Annotated in this window: 14 protein-coding genes and 1 tRNA gene; 10 read left to right on the top strand and 5 right to left on the bottom strand. The window is 61.4% G+C overall.

The genetic code is table 11. The features are described from left to right. Window positions 1–49: 49 nt before the first annotated feature. Window positions 50–134: transfer RNA gene (locus tag ABLU95_RS19550), tRNA-Leu, on the bottom strand. Window positions 135–728: 594 nt separating this feature from the next. Between ABLU95_RS19550 and ABLU95_RS19545 the strand changes: the two genes are divergently transcribed. From ABLU95_RS19545 to ABLU95_RS19510, 8 genes are all read left to right on the top strand, one after another. Beyond that, the gene (locus tag ABLU95_RS19545; RefSeq protein ID WP_044525229.1) at window positions 729–1,403 is read left to right on the top strand and encodes a carbonic anhydrase; all 675 of its coding nucleotides are present in this window, start codon (window positions 729–731) and stop codon (window positions 1,401–1,403) included. Continuing rightward, window positions 1,400–2,869 (top strand): SulP family inorganic anion transporter, encoded by a 1,470-nt coding sequence (locus ABLU95_RS19540; RefSeq protein WP_218810420.1) that lies wholly within the window; start codon window positions 1,400–1,402, stop codon window positions 2,867–2,869. The genes ABLU95_RS19545 and ABLU95_RS19540 overlap by 4 nt, the downstream gene beginning before the upstream one ends. Window positions 2,870–2,980: 111 nt before the next feature. After that, window positions 2,981–4,000, top strand: a complete 1,020-nt coding sequence (locus ABLU95_RS19535) for an NAD(P)-dependent alcohol dehydrogenase (RefSeq protein ID WP_032454679.1) — start codon at window positions 2,981–2,983, stop codon at window positions 3,998–4,000. 130 nt (window positions 4,001–4,130) lie between these two features. Next, a complete protein-coding gene (locus ABLU95_RS19530) occupies window positions 4,131–5,015 on the top strand; it encodes a sugar ABC transporter permease (RefSeq protein WP_192870654.1) in 885 nt (294 codons plus the stop codon). Beyond that, window positions 5,005–5,892, top strand: coding sequence for a carbohydrate ABC transporter permease (locus tag ABLU95_RS19525; protein ID WP_348880228.1), 888 nt, complete (start codon window positions 5,005–5,007; stop codon window positions 5,890–5,892). Before ABLU95_RS19530 ends, ABLU95_RS19525 begins: the two co-directional genes overlap by 11 nt. 10 nt (window positions 5,893–5,902) lie before the next feature. Further along, window positions 5,903–6,727: a phosphodiesterase gene (locus tag ABLU95_RS19520; protein ID WP_064155463.1), complete on the top strand. Its 825-nt coding sequence runs from the start codon at window positions 5,903–5,905 to the stop codon at window positions 6,725–6,727. A 5-nt stretch (window positions 6,728–6,732) separates the two neighbouring features. Beyond that, entirely contained in the window at window positions 6,733–7,806 is a 1,074-nt protein-coding gene (locus tag ABLU95_RS19515) for an ABC transporter ATP-binding protein (protein WP_065882694.1), read from the top strand. Then, window positions 7,799–9,109, top strand: coding sequence for an ABC transporter substrate-binding protein (locus ABLU95_RS19510; RefSeq protein WP_060592102.1), 1,311 nt, complete (start codon window positions 7,799–7,801; stop codon window positions 9,107–9,109). The genes ABLU95_RS19515 and ABLU95_RS19510 overlap by 8 nt, the downstream gene beginning before the upstream one ends. A gap of 166 nt (window positions 9,110–9,275) precedes the next feature. On the opposite strand, the gene iolE is transcribed toward ABLU95_RS19510, so the two are convergent. The 4 genes from iolE to iolD are packed head-to-tail and all read right to left on the bottom strand — an operon-like array spanning window position 9,276 to window position 14,125. Continuing rightward, entirely contained in the window at window positions 9,276–10,175 is a 900-nt protein-coding gene (gene iolE, locus ABLU95_RS19505; RefSeq protein ID WP_002886970.1) for a myo-inosose-2 dehydratase, read from the bottom strand. A 23-nt stretch (window positions 10,176–10,198) separates the two neighbouring features. Continuing rightward, on the bottom strand, window positions 10,199–11,083 hold the full coding sequence (locus ABLU95_RS19500; protein ID WP_004152193.1) for a sugar phosphate isomerase/epimerase: 885 nt from the start codon (window positions 11,081–11,083) through the stop codon (window positions 10,199–10,201). Between the two features lie 41 nt (window positions 11,084–11,124). Further along, window positions 11,125–12,138, bottom strand: coding sequence for a Gfo/Idh/MocA family oxidoreductase (locus tag ABLU95_RS19495; protein WP_004152192.1), 1,014 nt, complete (start codon window positions 12,136–12,138; stop codon window positions 11,125–11,127). A 46-nt stretch (window positions 12,139–12,184) separates the two neighbouring features. Further along, window positions 12,185–14,125 carry a 3D-(3,5/4)-trihydroxycyclohexane-1,2-dione acylhydrolase (decyclizing) gene (iolD, locus tag ABLU95_RS19490; RefSeq protein WP_023291779.1) on the bottom strand — a complete coding sequence of 647 codons (1,941 nt, stop codon included), beginning with the start codon at window positions 14,123–14,125 and terminating at the stop codon, window positions 12,185–12,187. Window positions 14,126–14,630: 505 nt separating this feature from the next. On the opposite strand from iolD, the gene iolC reads away from it, so the two are divergent. Then, entirely contained in the window at window positions 14,631–16,544 is a 1,914-nt protein-coding gene (iolC, locus tag ABLU95_RS19485) for a 5-dehydro-2-deoxygluconokinase (RefSeq protein WP_218810425.1), read from the top strand. Window positions 16,545–16,695: 151 nt separating this feature from the next. Beyond that, complete coding sequence (locus tag ABLU95_RS19480; protein WP_004206536.1) at window positions 16,696–17,553, top strand: MurR/RpiR family transcriptional regulator; 858 nt, start codon at window positions 16,696–16,698, stop codon at window positions 17,551–17,553. Window positions 17,554–17,716: the final 163 nt, after the last annotated feature.

The following is a 17,716-nucleotide window of genomic DNA, read 5'->3' as shown; positions in this document are numbered from 1 at the left end:
GATTTCAGGCACAAAAAAAGACGTCCGTTGACGTCTATTGATGTTCCGATGGTGCCGAAGGCCGGACTCGAACCGGCACGTATTTCTACGGTTGATTTTGAATCAACTGCGTCTACCGATTTCGCCACTTCGGCACTGAAGGGGATGCGGAAACGTTCTGGATTATACCTGTCGGCGGCGGCCATGCAAGCGACAGCGTGTCGTCATTGCGCTAAGTGTTGAAAAAAACAGCGCTATCCTGCGCGGCGTCACCTTTTGCCGCCGTTCCATAGCGCGCCGGCCACCAGCCACCCTCCTCTCACCCTCCCGCAAACCCAACCCCACCAGCCAGCCGTTCCCCCTTCCCGCTCAATAACCCCCCAACCCCACTCAAACTTATCTCAAATTTTTCTCACCTCACTCTCACCCGCATCCCCATCACAATCCCTCTCTCCCCAAACAAATCCCCAACATCCACTCCCCAACTATTCTCCCAACCCCTCCCACCATCATTCCCGTATATTCCAGAAAGTTTTAGCCAATGCCTTTTTGTTATTCATCCGTTCCGCAGCCAAATATTAATTTCATCAATATTTTTATAACTTTACATTAATGAAAAGTTTTCTTTTTGCCGTTTATTCCAGGATTTTCCTCAGGCGTGAAGGGTTCCGGTAAACACTATTTTTACTAGTCGCTGTACGAGTCTTGATGGACATATTCACTCGATGAATTAACTCAGGAGAATACTTGTGACGACGTTAAAACCTTTGCTGGCCCGCAACCGCAGCTGGGCGCTGCAGAAGTGTCAGCATGACCCGGACTATTTCGAAAAATGGGTCGACGGGCAGCGGCCCCACTCGCTGTGGATCGGCTGCTCCGATAGCCGCGTTCCCGCCGAGGTGCTCACCGGCAGCCAGCCCGGTGAGCTCTTTGTCCACCGTAATATCGCCAACATGCTCGATCCCGCCGACGACAACGTCATGAGCGTCCTGCAGTATGCCCTCCACTACCTTGAGGTGGAGCGGGTGGTGCTCTGCGGCCACTACGGCTGCGGCGGCGTGCAGGCGGCGCTCTCTCTGCCCACCCTGCCGCTGGCGCAGGAATCCTCGGCGCTGGCTCGCCGCATCGGCCAGCTGCGCCACACCCTGCATCACGAAATTGCGCAGATCGCCGATGGATGTGGTGTTGCGGCCTCCTCCGGCGCCAGCGCGGGCACCGACGCGGAGCGCTCTCGCCATGCGCTGGACGCCCTGGTGGAAGCCAACGTTCGCGCCCAGTTCGCCCGTCTGCTGGAGAGTGAGCCAGTGCAGACGGTGCTCGCCAGCGGGCGGCCGCTCAGCCTGCACGGCTGCGTCTACGATCTGGCTTCCGGCCATTTAACCACCCTCGTCGAACACCTCTCACCGCAGGAGCACGCCCCATGAACACACTTCGTCAGGACTCTCTCGCCGGCATCGTCGTCTTCCTTGTCGCCCTGCCGCTGTGCCTTGGCATCGCCCAGGCCAGCGGCTTACCGCCCTTCGTTGGCCTGCTGACCGGCATCATCGGCGGCCTGGTCGTCACCGCCCTCAGCCCCTCCCGCTTCGCCGTCAGCGGCCCCGCCGCCGGACTGGTCACCATCGTCGTCGCCGCCATTGAATCCCTGGGTTCCTTCTCCGTCTTCCTGATGGCGCTGGTGCTGGCCGGCATGCTGCAGCTGCTGTTCGGCATTCTGCGGGCCGGGCGTTTTATCTCGCTGGTTCCCGCCAGCGTCATCAAAGGCATGCTGGCGGCGATCGGCATCCTGCTGATTATGCAGCAGATCCCCGTCGCGCTCGGCACGGCGGAAGAGACCGGGCTTGCCGATGTGGTTCAGGGCAATGCCGCTTTCTCCGTCACTGCGATTGCCGTCGCCGCGGGCGGCCTGCTGGTGCTCTGGCTCTGGGGCTCGCCGCTTATCCGCCGGGTGAAGAGCCTGCGCTGGATCCCCGGGCCGCTGATCGCCGTCCTGCTCGGCTGCGTGACCACCCTGCTGCTGACCCATTTTGCGCCGCAGCAGCTGGCCGCTCTGCCGCGTATTACCCTGCCGGCGTTCGGCAGCCTCGGCGACCTGCTGGGCGAGCTGGAGTCTCCGGCGTGGAGCGCATGGCGCAATCCGTCGGTGTGGATGGTGGCGGTGACCCTGGCGCTGGTCGCCAGCCTCGAAACCCTGCTCAGCCAGGAGGCGCTGAAAAAGCTGCGCCCGCAAAATCCGCCCCCTTCGCCGAACCGCGAAATGGTCGCCCAGGGCGTCGGCAACCTGCTCTCCGGCGTGCTGGGGGCGATGCCGATCACCGCGGTGATCGTCCGCAGCTCGGTGAACGTCAGCAACGGCGCGCAGAGCAAACTGTCGATCTTTATCCACGGCGTGCTGCTGTTGATCTGCGGCCTGTGGTTCAGCGGCCTGCTGACCCTGATCCCGCTCGCCAGCCTCGCCGCCGTGCTGCTCTATACCGGCTATAAGCTGGCGACGCCGCGGCTGTTCATCGAGCAGTTCCGCCAGGGGGCGGCGCAGTACGTCCCGTTCCTCGCCACCATCGGCGGGATTATCGCCTTCGGCATGCTGGCGGGGATCGGGATTGGTCTTGCCACCCAGATGGCGTTCAGCCTCTGGCGCAGCCATCGCCACTCGCTGCAGCTGGCGCGCTACGATGACCACTACGTGCTGCGCATCCAGCAGAATCTGACCTTTATGCACAATCCGCATCTGCTGGCCCTGCTGGCGAAAATTCCGGAAAAGAGCGTGGTGATCGTCGAGCACGACAGCGTCGGCTACCTCGACCCGGACGTGCAGGCGGTGCTGGATGATTTTGCCGAGAACGCCCCGCAGCGCGGCATCCGCATTAATCAGTGGCCGCTGGCCAGCCGCTGACCTTAACGGGCGGCTGGTCCACCCGCTTCGCTACCCCTCCGATTGCCAAGCGCCGGGGAATACCATGCTCTACACTTTCTGGGTTATCACGCCAACCCCAAGGAAATAAACATGAGCATCATTAAAAGCTACGCCGCCAAAGAAGCGGGCGCCGATCTGTCGCTGTGGGAATACGATGCCGGCGAGCTGCAGCCGGAAGATGTCGAAGTTGAGGTGGAATACTGCGGGATCTGCCATTCGGACCTGTCGATGATCGACAACGAATGGGGAATGTCGAGCTACCCGCTGGTGGCCGGTCACGAGGTGATTGGCCGGGTGGCGGCGCTGGGCAGCGCGGCGCAGGATAAAGGGCTGAAGATTGGCCAGAAGGTCGGCATCGGCTGGACGGCGCGCAGCTGCGGCCATTGCGATGCCTGCATCAGCGGCAACCAGATCAACTGTCTGGAAGGCTCGGTGCCGACCATTCTCAACCGCGGCGGCTTCGCCAATAAGCTGCGCGCCGACTGGCAGTGGGTGATCCCCCTGCCGGAGAGCATCGATCTGGCGTCCGCCGGCCCGATGCTGTGCGGCGGCATCACCGTCTTTAAACCGCTGCTGACCCACCACGTCACCGCCACCAGCCGCGTCGGGGTGATCGGCATCGGCGGCCTCGGCCATATCGCCATTAAGCTGCTGCGGGCGATGGGCGCGGAAGTGACCGCCTTCAGCTCCAACCCGGCCAAAGAGCAGGAAGTGCGGGCGATGGGCGCCGATCGCGTGGTCAACAGCCGCGATCCTGAAGCCTTAAAAGCGCTGGCCGGCCAGTTCGACCTGATTATCAACACTGTCGCCGTCGACCTCGACTGGCAGCCGTACTTTGAAGCGCTGGCGTACGGCGGCAACTTCCACACCGTCGGCGCGGTAATGAAGCCGTTCCCGGTGCCGGCCTTTACCCTTATCGGCGGCGACCGCAGCATCTCCGGCTCGGCGACCGGTAACCCGTCCGAACTGCGCACGCTGATGAAGTTCGCCGGGCGCAGCAAGGTGGCCCCGACCACCGAGCTGTTCCCGATGTCGCAGATTAACGAAGCGCTGAAGCACGTTCGCGAAGGCAAAGCCCGCTACCGCGCGGTGCTGAAAGCCGACTTCTGATGGTTCTCTCCCGCCGGGCGGCCCGCTCGCCCGGCGTTTTTCCCGTCGCTTCATCAAACCGTCATCTCCCCGCCATGCCTCTGTAGTCATTGCTTCCCACAATCCGGGCTTCGATAAATGGCTGAACGAGATGCGCGTCACCATGAGAAAGACCTGGCTTCCCTGGCTGATCCTGTCGCCTTCCCTGCTGTTTTTACTGCTGTTTACCTGGTTCCCGCTGGGGCGTTCGGTGTATGACAGCCTGTTTGATACCCGCATGGCCAGCGACGGCGCGCAGTACGTCGGGCTGGATAATTTCGCCCGCCTGTTTGCCGATAATGTCTTCTGGCAGTCGCTGGGCAATAACCTGCTCTATATCCTGCTGACGGTGGTGCCTGGGGTGACCCTCGCCCTGCTGCTGGCGGTCGCCCTGAGCGAGAACCATCGCATTAACCGCTGGCTGCGCACCGCCTTCTTCTTCCCGATGATTATCCCGATGGTCAGCGCCGCCGCGCTGTGGCTGTTTATCTTTATGCCCGGCCTCGGCCTGCTCGACCACTATCTGGCGAAGCTGTTCGGGCCGATGAACAACAACTGGCTGGGGCGCAGCAACAGCGCGCTGCTGGCCCTGGCGCTGATCGGCGTATGGAAGTTCGCTGGCTACTACATGCTGTTTTTCCTCGCCGGGCTGCAGAGCATTCCGGCCTCGACGCGGGAAGCGGCGCTGATGGAGGGGGCTACCCGCACGCAGGTCTTTTTTAAGGTCACGCTACCGCTGCTGCGCCCGACCCTGAGCTTTGTGATCACCACCGCGCTGATCTACTCCATCACCCAGATCGACCACGTGGCGGTGATGACCCGCGGCGGGCCGGACAACGCCACCACCGTGCTGCTCTATTACATCCAGAATCTCGCCTGGGATACCCATGACCTCGGTAAAGCCTCCGCCGCCACCTTCCTGACCCTGGCCGGGCTGTTCGCCTTCTCGCTGATTAACCTGAAACTGCTGGAGAAAGGAGCCCACTATGAGCGCTGACATCTCGCCGCTGCTGGTCCGCACGCCCGCCGCCGCCTGTCCGCTGTGGCTGCGCCTGCGCCGCTCGTCGCCCTTTACCCTGACAGTATTAATGTGCTGCCTGGCGCTGCTGTGGATCAGCCCGTTTATCTGGATGCTGGCCACCTCGTTCAGCGCCACCACCTTCGGGGAAGATATGGCCTCGCTGCTGCCGCGCCTGCCGCTGACCCTCGATAACTTCCGCGACGCCTGGAACAGCGCCGACTGGCTGAGCCTGTACGCCAACACCCTTATCTTCACCTTCGGCACCTTCTTCGTGCAGCTGTTGACCATCACCACCGCCGGGTACGTCTTCGCCTGCCACGAGTTTCGCGGCAGGCAGACGCTGTTTCTCCTGTTCCTGGTGCAGCTGATGATCATGCCGGTAGTGATGATGGTGCCGAACATGCTGACCCTGAAAACCTTCGGCCTGCTTAATACCCTCACCGGGGTGATGATGCCCTACTTCACCTCGGCGTTCGGCGTGTTCCTGATGCGTCAGGCGTTCCTCGCCATTCCGAAAGAGCTGGAGGAGGCGGCGCTGATGGAGGGCTGCCGCTGGTGGCAGGTGCTGTTCCGCGTGCTGCTGCCGATGTCCTGGCCGTCGGTGCTGGCCTTCGCCACCGTCAGCATTACCTACCACTGGAACGAGTACCTGTGGCCGCTGATGATGCTCAACGATCCCGATAAGCAGGTGCTGACTGTCGGGCTGGTCTCCTTCGCCATGGGCGCCGAATCCGGCGGCCAGTGGGGCACCATCGGCGCCGGCACGCTGATGGTCTGTCTGCCGCTGATGCTGGCGTTCATCCTTTTTCAGAAACAGTTCCTGCGGAGCTTCGGCTTCTCCGGGATCAAATAAGGAGTGATTCATGCTGTTAGCGCACATTTCCGATACCCATTTCCGCAGCCGCGGCGAAAAGCTGTACGGCTTTATCGACGTCAACGCCGCCAACGCCGAGGTGGTCTCCCAGCTTAACGCGCTGCGCGAGCGCCCGGACGCGGTGGTGGTGAGCGGGGATATCGTCAACTGCGGCCGCCCGGCGGAGTATCAGGTGGCCCGCCAGATCCTCGGCAGCCTGAACTATCCGCTGTATCTGATCCCCGGCAACCACGACGACAAAGCCCATTTTCTGGAGCATCTTCACCCGCTGTGCCCGCAGCTGGGCAACGATGCGCAAAATATGCGCTATGCGGTGGATGACTTCGCCACCCGCCTGCTGTTTATCGACTCCAGCCGCGCCGGCACCTCGAAGGGCTGGCTGACCGACGAGACCATCGGCTGGCTGGAAGCCCAGCTGTTCGAGGGCGGCGACAAACCGGCAACGGTGTTTATGCACCACCCGCCGCTGCCGCTGGGCAATGCGCAGATGGACCCGATCGCCTGCGAAAACGGCCACCGTTTGCTGGCGCTGGTGGAGCGTTTCCCGTCGCTGACGCGCATCTTCTGCGGCCACAACCACAGCCTGACCATGACCCAGTATCGCCAGGCGCTGATCTCCACTATCCCCGGCACCGTCCATCAGGTGCCGTACTGCCACGAAGACACCCGGCCCTATTACGACCTTTCTCCGGCCTCGTGTCTGATGCACCGCCAGGTCGGCGAGCAGTGGGTGAGCTACCAGCACTCGCTGGCCCACTACGCCGGGCCGTGGCTGTACGACGAAAACATCAGTTGCCCAACGGAAGAGCGCTAACCGCCATGCTCAGTCTGCAAAACATCAGTAAACGTTTCGACGGCAAGCCGGCGCTCAGCGCCCTGTCGCTGGATATTCACGAAGGCGAATTCGTGGTGCTGGTCGGCCCGTCGGGCTGCGGGAAAAGCACCCTGCTGCGCCTGCTCGCCGGCCTGGAGCCGGTCAGCGAAGGCCAAATCTGGCTGCATGATGAGAACATCACCGCCACCACGCCGCGCGAGCGCAACTTCGCGATGATCTTCCAGAACTATGCCCTGTTTCCGCATCTGTCGGTGCGCGACAACATCACCTTCGGCATGAAGGTGCGCAAGGAAGAGAAAAGCAGCTGGCAGCCGCGGGTGGACAACGTGGCGCAGATGCTGCAGCTGGAGGCGCTGCTCGATCGCAAACCGGCGAAGCTCTCCGGCGGCCAGCGCCAGCGGGTGGCGATGGCCCGGGCGATTGTGCGTAATCCGCGGCTGTTCCTGATGGACGAGCCGCTCTCCAACCTCGACGCCCGCCTGCGCAGCGAAGTGCGCGACAGCATTATGGCGCTCCATCAGCAGCTGAAAACCAGCACCATCTATGTGACCCACGACCAGACCGAGGCGATGTCGATGGCCGACCGCATCGTGGTGATGAACGGCGGCCACGTGCAGCAGGTCGGGCGCCCGGAGTATCTCTACGCCAACCCGGCCAACCTGTTCGTCGCCGGATTTATCGGTTCGCCGGCGATGAACCTGCTGTCGCTGCCCTGCGCCAACGGTGAAGTACTGTTGGGAGAACAGCGTCATCCGCTGCCGCCGCGCCACCGGGATCAGACCCGCGTCTGGCTGGGCATTCGCCCGGAACATATTACCGACCGCGTGGAGGAGGGCCATCTGCGCCTGCCGGCCACCGTTCTGCAACGAGAACTGATGGGGGCCGACTACCTGCTCCACGTCAGCACCCCGATCGGCACCCTGCGCTTTAGCCGCCGCCACCGCGGCACGGTGCCGGAGAAAGGCGAGTCGCTACCGATCGGCTTCTCGCCTGGCGATGTGCATCTTTTTCATGCTGAGACCCAGCATAATTTACTGATGGAGTGTAATCATGTTTAAACCTCTTACGGTAGTCGCGGTTAGCCTCAGCCTCGCCCTGAGCGGCGCGGCGCTGGCGAAAGAGAAAATAGACTTCATGTTCCCGGCGCCGGTAGACGGCAAGCTGACCATGGAGATGACCCGCGTCATTAAGCAATTCAACGACTCGCAGCAGGATGTGGAAGTGCGCGGCATCTTCACCGGCAACTACGACACCACCAAGATCAAAGCCGAATCGGCGCAGAAGGCCGGCCAGCCGCCGGCGCTGGTGATCATGTCCGCCAACTTCACCACCGATCTGGCACTGAAGGATGAGATCCTGCCGATGGACGAGCTGTTTAAATATGGCGATCAACAGGCCGGCGATTTTCTGCAAAAGGAATTCTGGCCCGCGATGCATAAGAACGCCCAGGTGATGGGCACCACCTATGCGATCCCGTTCCATAACTCGACGCCGATCCTCTACTACAACAAGACGATGTTCGATCGGGCCGGGATCAAACAGCCGCCCCAGACCTGGGCCGAGCTGCTGGCCGATGCCAAAAAGCTGACCGACGAGAGCAACGGCCAGTGGGGGATCATGCTGCCGTCGACCAACGACGACTACGGCGGCTGGATCTTCTCGGCGCTGGTGCGCGCCAACGGCGGGAAATACTTTAACGAAGACTATCCGGGCGAAGTCTATTACAACTCGCCGACCGCCATCGGCGCCCTGCGCTTCTGGCAGGATCTGATCTACAAGGACAAGGTGATGCCGTCCGGGGTGCTGAACTCGAAGCAGATCAGCGCTGCGTTCTTCTCAGGCAAGCTCGGGATGGCGATGCTCAGCACCGGCGCGCTGGGCTTTATGCGCGAGAACAGCAAAGACTTTGAGCTTGGGGTGGCGATGCTGCCGGCCAAAGAGCAGCGCGCGGTGCCGATCGGCGGCGCCAGCCTGGTGAGCTTTAAAGGCATCAACGAGGCGCAGAAGAAAGCGGCGTATCAGTTCCTGACCTATCTGGTGAGCCCCGACGTGAACGGCGCGTGGAGCCGCTTTACCGGCTACTTCTCGCCGCGCAAGGCGTCATACGATACGCCGGAGATGAAGGCCTATCTGCAGCAGGATCCGCGGGCGGCGATCGCGCTTGAGCAGCTGAAGTACGCCCATCCGTGGTACTCCACCTGGGAGACCGTGGCGGTGCGTAAGGCGATGGAGAACCAGCTGGCGGCGGTGGTTAACGATGCCAAAGTGACGCCGGAAGCGGCGGTTCAGGCGGCGCAGAAGGAAGCCGACGCGCTGATGAAACCTTATGTGGATAAAACCGCGCTGGCGGAAGTGAAGTGACGCGTTACCCGTCATTGTCCCCCTCACCCCGGCCCTCTCCCTGAGGGAAAGGGAACTGTCCGGCGCCGGGGTTAAGATCCAGTCAGGCGGTTTGCAAGCGGGAACAGGGATTGAGAAAGGAAAAAAAGCAGGCCATACCCGGTATGGCCTGAAAATGTCACAACGATTAGATCCCTGCCGTTTCGCGGATATATTTGCGCGCTTTTACGGCGTATTCGAAAGGATTGGCCAGGGCAGGATCCTGCTCGGCTTCCACCACCATCCAGCCTTTATAGCCAAAGTCGTCCAGCAGCTTGAACACCGGACGGAAATCGATCACCCCGTCGCCCGGGACGGTGAAGGTGCCTTTTTTCACGCCGTCGAGGAACGACAGGCCATCGCGGCGCACCTGGTCGATCACCGGCGGACGGACGTCCTTCAGGTGGACGTGGTTGATGCGCGGCAGATACTTTTTGAGGATCGCCAGCATCGGCGCTTCGCCGCCTTCGGAGTACCAGGCGTGGCCGGTGTCGAACAGCAGGAAGACGCGCTCGTCCACCAGCGACATAAACTTGTCGATTTCCGCAGTGGTCTGGATGCCGGTGCCCATGTGGTGGTGCAGACAGACCTGCATCCCCTTCTCCGCCGCCAGGCGACCAAGGGTGTTGTAGCCTTCCGCCACCCGCTGCCACTCTTCGTCGCTGAAGCACGGCTTCGCATCGCCGAGGATCGGTTTATCCAGCCCCTGGATGCTGCCGCTCTGCTCGGAGCAGCCAATGACCTTCGCGCCCATCGCATGGAGGAAGTTCATGTGATTGACGAATTCATCAATGGTTTTTTCCCGCTGGCCGTTAGCGAAAAAGGTGCTGAACCAGGCGTTGCAGATCTGAATGCCGCGGATGTCCAGCATCGGCTTGAGAACCGCCGGATCGCGCGGATATTTGCTGCCGACTTCGCTGCCGGTAAAGCCGGCCAGCGCCATTTCGCTGACGATCTGCTGGAAAGTGTTTTCGCTACCGAGCTCCGGCATATCATCGTTAGTCCAGCCGATCGGGGCGATAGCCAGTTTGACGTTATCTTTGTTCATAGTAGGGCTCCTGCCGCTGCGCCTTACCGGCGCAGCAATTCACGTTCAATGAGTTCACGGGTTTCCACTGCCTGGTATTTCATTTTTTCCGGGTAGCCAAACAGCGAGGTGGCGACAATCGGCTCCCCGCCGACCTTGAAGGTCTGCTCGGCGAATTTCATTTCGCGCAGGGTGCGGAACAGCGCGTCGAAATCCACATCCCCTTCCCCGACGCCTACGTGCTGGTGCACTACGGCATCCACGCCCGGCGGGTTAACGATATAGCGGCAATGTTTCGTATGATTGCGGGTATCCGCAATCAGGACATGGGAGAGATCGCTCCCGGCATAGCGCAGCATGCTCGCCACGTCGCCGACGCCTTTGTCGTAGAAAAAGGTGTGCGGCACGCTGTAGACGTACTTCACGTTATCGCTGCGGAACGACTTCACGATATCGACGGTTTCATTGTTCTCTTCGCAGAAATCCCAGGGATGCGCCTGGATCTCCACGCGGATGCCTTCCCGCTCAAAAATCGGCAACAGCTCTTCCATCGAGCGATAGAACATTTCATCGCAGATCTCAGGCTGATTCGGATCGCCGGAGAACTCGGTGTTGATCACCTGAACGCCCATCTCCACCGCAATTTCCACCAGCCGTTTCCAGTTTTTCACCGCCGCCTGGCGGCGCAGTTCGTCCGGGCCGGACCAGCGGTAGACGCAGATAAACGACGACAGCTCAAGGCCGGTATCGCGCAGCGCCTGCTTGTACTCGGCCATGATCTCCCGGCTGGCGCGCGGGTGCTTGTAGAACGGGTTAATCTGCGGGTGCGGCGACTGTTCAATGTACTTGTAGCCCCACTCCGCTACCTGATGGACCATGCGGGTGATCCCGAGGTCCTTAATCACATCCACATCAAAGGCAATTTTCATCGTCGTTACCTGTGCAAAGAAGTTCCGTCGGCAAAGCGTGCTTAACGTTTGTAGAATGCCGGGCACTCAGGCAGCGTCACCTCAACCGGCTCGCTGGTTCCCTGCGCTTTAATGCAGGCGTCCGCCGCTACCGACGCCGCGTAGCCGTCCCAGGCCGACGGGCCGTGCAGCTGACCGGCTTTGACGTCGTTGATAAAGGCCTGCAGTTCGACGTCGTAGGCTTTGATAAAGCGGTCTTTCCAGTCGGTCAGAATGGCGGTCGACAGGCTGGCGGACTTGCGCATCTGGACGGCAGACGGCTCCGGCAGACGGGCAATCCCGGTCTCGCCGACCACTTCGCACTGGATGTCATACCCGTACTGGCAGTTCACGAACACCTCGACGTCGATCAGGGTGCCTTTTTTGGTTTCAAAGGAGACGATCTGCGGGTCTTTCAGGCGCGCATGGGTGTGCGAGGTGGAGCGCGGGAAGCGCACCTGCACGGAACGGTAGTCATCGTTCAGCAGCCAGCGCAGCACGTCCAGCTCGTGGATCAGGGTGTTGGTGATCGCCATATCGGTGGTGTAGTTCTCGCCAACCGACTGGTTGCGGTGGGCGCAGCGCAGCATCAGCGGCGCGCCGATATCGCCATCGTCGATCACTTTTTTCAGCGCCAGATAGCCTTCGTCGTATGGGCGCATAAAGCCAACCTGCACCAGGCGACGGCCGGCCTTCATTTCAGCATCGACGATACGGCGGCAGCCTTCCGCAGACATCGCCAGCGGTTTTTCGCAGAACACCGGCTTACCGGCGGCGATGGCGGCCAGGGTGTACTCTTCGTGGGTCGGGTCCCAGGAGGTGACCAGGATGGCATCGACATCGCTGGCGTTAATCACGTCGTGGCCGTCGGCGTAGACTTCCGCCTGCACGCCCGGCAGCGCGACCGCCGCACGGGCGTTGTCGGCATTGATATCAGACACCGCCACAACGGTGGCGCCCTGCAGAACCTGGGTGCAGCGACGGATGTGTTCTTTACCGATAGCGCCAGCGCCGATGACACCTAATTTGAGCGACATAATGGTTTTCTCCGTAAGTCTGTAGGATTCAGGGTGGATGTTCGTTTTAGTAATCACGCGCCTGGGCGCGCTTTTCATTAATCATTTGCGCAACTTTGCGGATCCGCTCTGAGAGCGCCGTCTGGGCGACCCCGACGTTCCACCAGCTGCCGTATTTGTGCACCATGGTCTTCGGCAGCACTTTAATATCAATCAGGGTGCTGACCGTTTCGCGACGGGCGGCGTCCAGCGCGTGGCGCAGTTCGTCCAGGGTGGTGACGCGCCAGGTTTTGCAGCCGTAGCCGGCGGCGATGGTGGCGAAGTCCACCGGCACCAGACCGCCCTGCAGCTGGCCGGTTTCCGGCTGGCGGTAGCGGAACTCGGTGCCGAAGCTGTCCATCCCGTGCTCCATCTGCAGGTTGTTGATGCAGCCGTTGGCCATGTTGTCGAACAGCACGACGTTGATCTTCGCCCGCTCCTGCAGGGAGGTGACCAGCTCAGAGTGGAGCATCATGAACGAGCCATCGCCGACCAGGGAGTAGACTTCGCTCTGCGGCTGCGCCAGCTTCACCCCCAGCGCCGCGTTGACTTCGTATCCCATGCAGGAGTAGCCGTACTCCACGTGATAAGTGTTTTCCGCGCGGTTACGCCAGACGCGCTGCAGATCGCCGGGCAGGCTGCCCGCCGCCGCGACGATCACCGCCTCGGCCGGCAGCGTTTCATTCAGTACCCCGAGGACGCTGCTCTGGGTCAGGGTGGAGTCGGTGATCTGGCGGAACTCGCGATATACCGATTCGCGATCGAGATGATCGTCGATCTCCGGCACAAAGGATTTCTCCTGCCACACCGCCTGGTAGACGCGCTGGGTCTCTTTTAACTGACGGCTCTGTACGCTCTCGATCTGCGCGCCCCAGCCGGCCTGCCAGCCGCTGTCCGCCAGCGCCGCGTCGAGGGCGGTCATCGCTTCCCGGGCGTCCGCCAGCATGGCAATGCCGTCCAGCTTCCAGGCGTCGAAGTTGCTGACGTTAATATTCAGGAAACGCACCTCCGGGTGCTGGAAAATCCATTTCGAGGCGGTGGTAAAATCGCTGAAACGGGTGCCGACGCCGATCACCAGGTCGGCCTCTTTCGCCAGCAGGTTCGCCGCCAGACAGCCCGTCTCGCCGACGCCGCCGACGTTCAGGGGGTGAGAAGAGACCACCGTCCCCTTTCCGGCCTGGGTTTCGGCAAAAGGCACTCCGTAGCGCTCGGCGAAACGGGACAGCGCTTCGCCCGCGCCGGAGTATTTCACCCCGCCGCCGCAGACGATCAGCGGTTTACGGCTGGCTTTGATGGCCGCCACGGCGTCCGCCAGCTGCGCGGCGCTGGCCGGGCGGCGATCGAGACGGTGTACGCGACGCGCAAAGAAGGATTCCGGGTAGTCCCAGGCTTCGCCCTGCACATCCTGCGGCAGGCACAGCGTCACTGCGCCGGTTTCCGCCGGGTCGGTCAGGACGCGCATGGCGTTGATGCAGGCGCTCATCAGCTGTTCCGGGCGGGTAATGCGGTCCCAGTATTTGCTGACCGCGCGGAAGGCGTCATTGGTGCTGATGCTGAGATCGTAGCTCTGTTCAATCTGCTGGAGCACCGGGTCCGGCTGGCGGGTGGCGAAGACATCGCCCGGCAGCAGCAGCAGCGGAATGCGGTTGGCGCTGGCGGTGCCGGCGGCGGTGATCATGTTGGCCGCCCCCGGGCCGATGGAGGAGGTGCAGGCGATAATCTGCCGGCGCAGGGCCTGGCGGGCAAAACCGGTGGCCGCATGGGCCATCCCCTGCTCGTTGCGCCCCTGATAGACGCGCATGTCGCCGCTATCCTGCTCCAGCGCCTGCCCCAGCCCCAGGACGTTGCCATGGCCGAAAATCGCAAAAATGCCTTTCACGAACTTCAGCTCTTCGCCATCCACTTCCAGGTACTGGTTATCGAGGAACTTCACCAGCGCCTGCGCCGTTGTCAGTCTCAGTTTGCCCATGTTGCACAATCCTTATTGTTCAGTATTTGTGTGTGGCGTCGCGCCGATGCCGCCGGGGCCGTCGTTCACGTCACTGGAATACCTGTGGATTATAGGCAAACATTTTTTTCATTAAATACAAATACAGAAGAAATATTTCATTTTGCGAGAAGGATCAAACTCTCTACCCATTTCATACGTTTCACTTACATTCCTGACACGTTTTCAGGCGCTTTTTGGCGGCGCCAGACGGCAATATCCCCTTAAAAATCATAGGTAAATGGCTGTCGTTTGACGTTTCATTTTCCTCAGGGTCGACAGAGGGGGCGATCCGCGCTAACGCGAGGCTCAGTGCGGCAGAGTGGTAGATCCCTCACACTTTTGGTTTTTTAATTTCGAACGAGTTTGCAAATGAAATATTTATTTCTCAAACTAAGGGTAACCAATAACCCTCAGGCTGTTCACGGAGTCGACGTCGGGATCCCGACCCTTCCAGGCAGCAGACACCAAAAAGGAAATCCTAGCTATGAATGCAGCAGTAAAGCGGCTCGACGTCATCTGTATAGGTCGGGTGGCCGTCGACCTCTATGCCCAGCAGATCGGTTCGCGGCTAGAAGACGTTGCCAGTTTCTCGAAATATCTGGGCGGCTCCTCCGGCAACGTGGCCTTTGGCACCGCGATTCAGGGGCTGAAATCGGCCATGCTGGCGCGCGTTGGCGATGAACACAACGGCCGTTTCCTGCGTGAAACGCTCAACCGCGCCGGGGTGGATACCGAGTATCTGATTACCGACAAATCCCGCCTGACCGCGCTGGTGATGCTGGGGATCAAGGATCAGGAGACCTTCCCTCTGATTTTCTACCGCGATAACTGCGCCGATATGGCCTTAACGCCTGACGACATCAGCGAGGAGTATATTGCCTCCTCCCGGGCGCTGGCGGTGACCGGCACCCACCTGTCGCACGCCAACACCCGCGCCGCGGTGCTGAAGGCGCTGGAGTACGCTCGCCGTCACGGACTGCGTACCGCGCTGGATATCGATTACCGTCCGGTGCTGTGGGGGCTCACCTCGCTCGGCGATGGCGAAACCCGTTTCATTGAGTCCGGGCCGGTCACCAGCCAGCTGCAGGAAGTGCTGCATCTGTTCGATTTGGTGGTGGGAACCGAAGAAGAGTTTCATATTGCCGGAGGCAGCACCGATACCCTGACCGCGTTGAAAAATGTGCGCCATGCCACTAAAGCCACCCTCGTCTGCAAGCGCGGGCCGATGGGCTGCGTGGTGCTGGAAGGCGACATCCCGGACAACTGGGACCAGGTGCCGCTGCAGCAGGGCGTGCGCGTGGAAGTGCTCAACGTGCTGGGCGCCGGGGATGCCTTTATGTCGGGCCTGCTGCGCGGCTGGCTTAACGACGAGGGCTGGGAGCAGGCTTGCCGTTACGCCAACGCCTGCGGGGCGCTGGTGGTCTCCCGCCACGGCTGCGCGCCGGCGATGCCGACCAAAGTCGAACTCGATGACTACCTGCAGCGCGCCGAATCGGTACCGCGCCCGGACGTCGACGAGCGCCTCAACCATCTGCACCGGGTGACCAGCCGCCGCCAGCAGTGGCCGGAGCTGTGCATTTTCGCCTTCGACCATCGCAAACAGCTGGCCGACCTGGCGCGGGAGACCGGGCGCGATGAAGCCTGCATTCCGCAGCTCAAGCTGCTGTTGTTGGCCGCGGCCGAAGCGGCGGCGCAGGAGGCGGGTCTTGACCAGCGCAGCGGCATTCTGGCCGACGGCACCTACGGCCAGCGTGCGCTGAACGCCATTACCGGCAAGGGCTGGTGGATCGGGCGACCTATCGAACTGCCCAGCTCGCGCCCGCTGCGTCTGGAGCATGGCAACATCGGCTCGCAGCTGATCGACTGGCCGCTGGAGCATGTCGTCAAATGTCTGGTCTTCTATCACCCGGACGACCCGGCGGCGCTGCGTGAAGAGCAGGACGCTCTGCTGCTCGAGGTGTGGCAGGCCTGTAACAAATCAGGCCACGAGCTGCTGCTGGAGGTGATCCTCCCGGAAAATGGCCCGGACAAAGACGAGCGCCATTACCACACCATGCTGGAGCACTTCTATCAGCTGGGGATCAAGCCGGACTGGTGGAAGCTGCCGCCGCTCTCCAGCGCCAGCTGGCAGCAGATCACCGCCCTTATCGAGCGCGAAGATCCGTGGAGCCGCGGGATCCTGATCCTCGGCCTCGATGCGCCTTCCGACAAACTGCGCGCCGGTTTCGCCGAGGCGGCCGCACACCCGATGATCAAAGGTTTCGCCGTCGGGCGCACCATCTTTGGCCAGCCGTCGCGGCGCTGGATGCAGGGCGAGCTCAGCGATGAGGCGCTGATAGAGGAAGTGAAACGCAACTACCTGACGCTTATTGGCTACTGGCGCGAAGCCCGCCGCTGATCCCCCAACGCCCGTCTCCGTCACCTTGCGGAGCGGGCGTTTTTCTGTTTCTTCGTGAAATGAATCGCGTATTTCGTCGCAATAAATGAAAAATTCGCTTCATTTGGTACACTGGAAGCCATATTCCTTCCATTTTCTCAGAGCGCACTCTATGGCCAATAATCCAACACAGCTGACCATCCTGCAGGATGAAATCAGGCGTCGCTACGATACGTTAAGCAAACGTCTGAAACAGGTCGCCCGCTATATCCTTGATAACAGCAATAGCGTGGCTTTCGATACCGTGGCCTCCATTGCGCAACAGGCGGATGTTCCCCCTTCCACGTTGATTCGTTTTGCCAACGCCTTCGGCTTCAGCGGCTTTAACGAAATGAAACAGATGTTCAAGCAGCATTTGATGGAAGAGACCGCCAACTATACCGAGCGTGCCCGTCTGTTCCGCCAGACCACCAGCGATGAGTCCAGCCCGCCGGAAACGCCGACGGAAATCCTCAATATGTTCACAATGGTGAACAACCAGGCGCTGCAGCAGCTGGCGATGCAGACCTCCAGCGATGAGCTGGAGCGCGCGGTGGCCCTGCTGGGCGAGGCGGAAAATATCTACGTCATTGGCCTGCGCCGGTCGTTCAGCGTCGCCTCCTATCTGACCTATGCGCTGCGCCACCTCGATCGCAAAGCCTTTCTGATCGACGGCCTCGGCGGCATGTTCACCGAACAGTTGAGTCTGGTCGGCCCGAAAGACGTGGTGGTGGCGGTGAGCTTCTCGCCGTACGCCCGGGAAGTGGTCGAGCTGGTGGAGCTGGGCGCGCAGCGCAAAGCGCGGCAGATCGCCATTACCGACAGCCAGGTCAGCCCGCTGGCGGCCTTCAGCGATGTCTGCTTTGTGGTGCGGGAAGCGCAGGTGGATGGCTTCCGCTCGCAGGTTGCTTCCCTGTGCCTGGCCCAGACGCTGGCGGTTTCGCTGGCGCTGAACAGCAGTCAGGAGTCCGAGGCCAAGCAGAAGGCGTGAGATAGGCCGCCTGGCGTCGGTTGCGCGGCGGCGCGGGATAAGCCTGCGGGGGGACCCCGTAGGCCGGATAAGCGTAGCGCCATCCGGCACAAGACGGGTATGGCGCCGGAGGTGTCCTGCCCGGCGGCGCTGCGCTTGCCGGGCGTGTGATATATGCGCCTGC

The sequence above is a fragment of the Klebsiella sp. GG_Kp146 genome (genome assembly GCF_040061975.1).
GTDB lineage: Bacteria > Pseudomonadota > Gammaproteobacteria > Enterobacterales > Enterobacteriaceae > Klebsiella > Klebsiella quasipneumoniae.
Note: the sequence above shows the minus strand (reverse complement) of the source record. Positions and strands in the feature narration are given on the sequence as shown.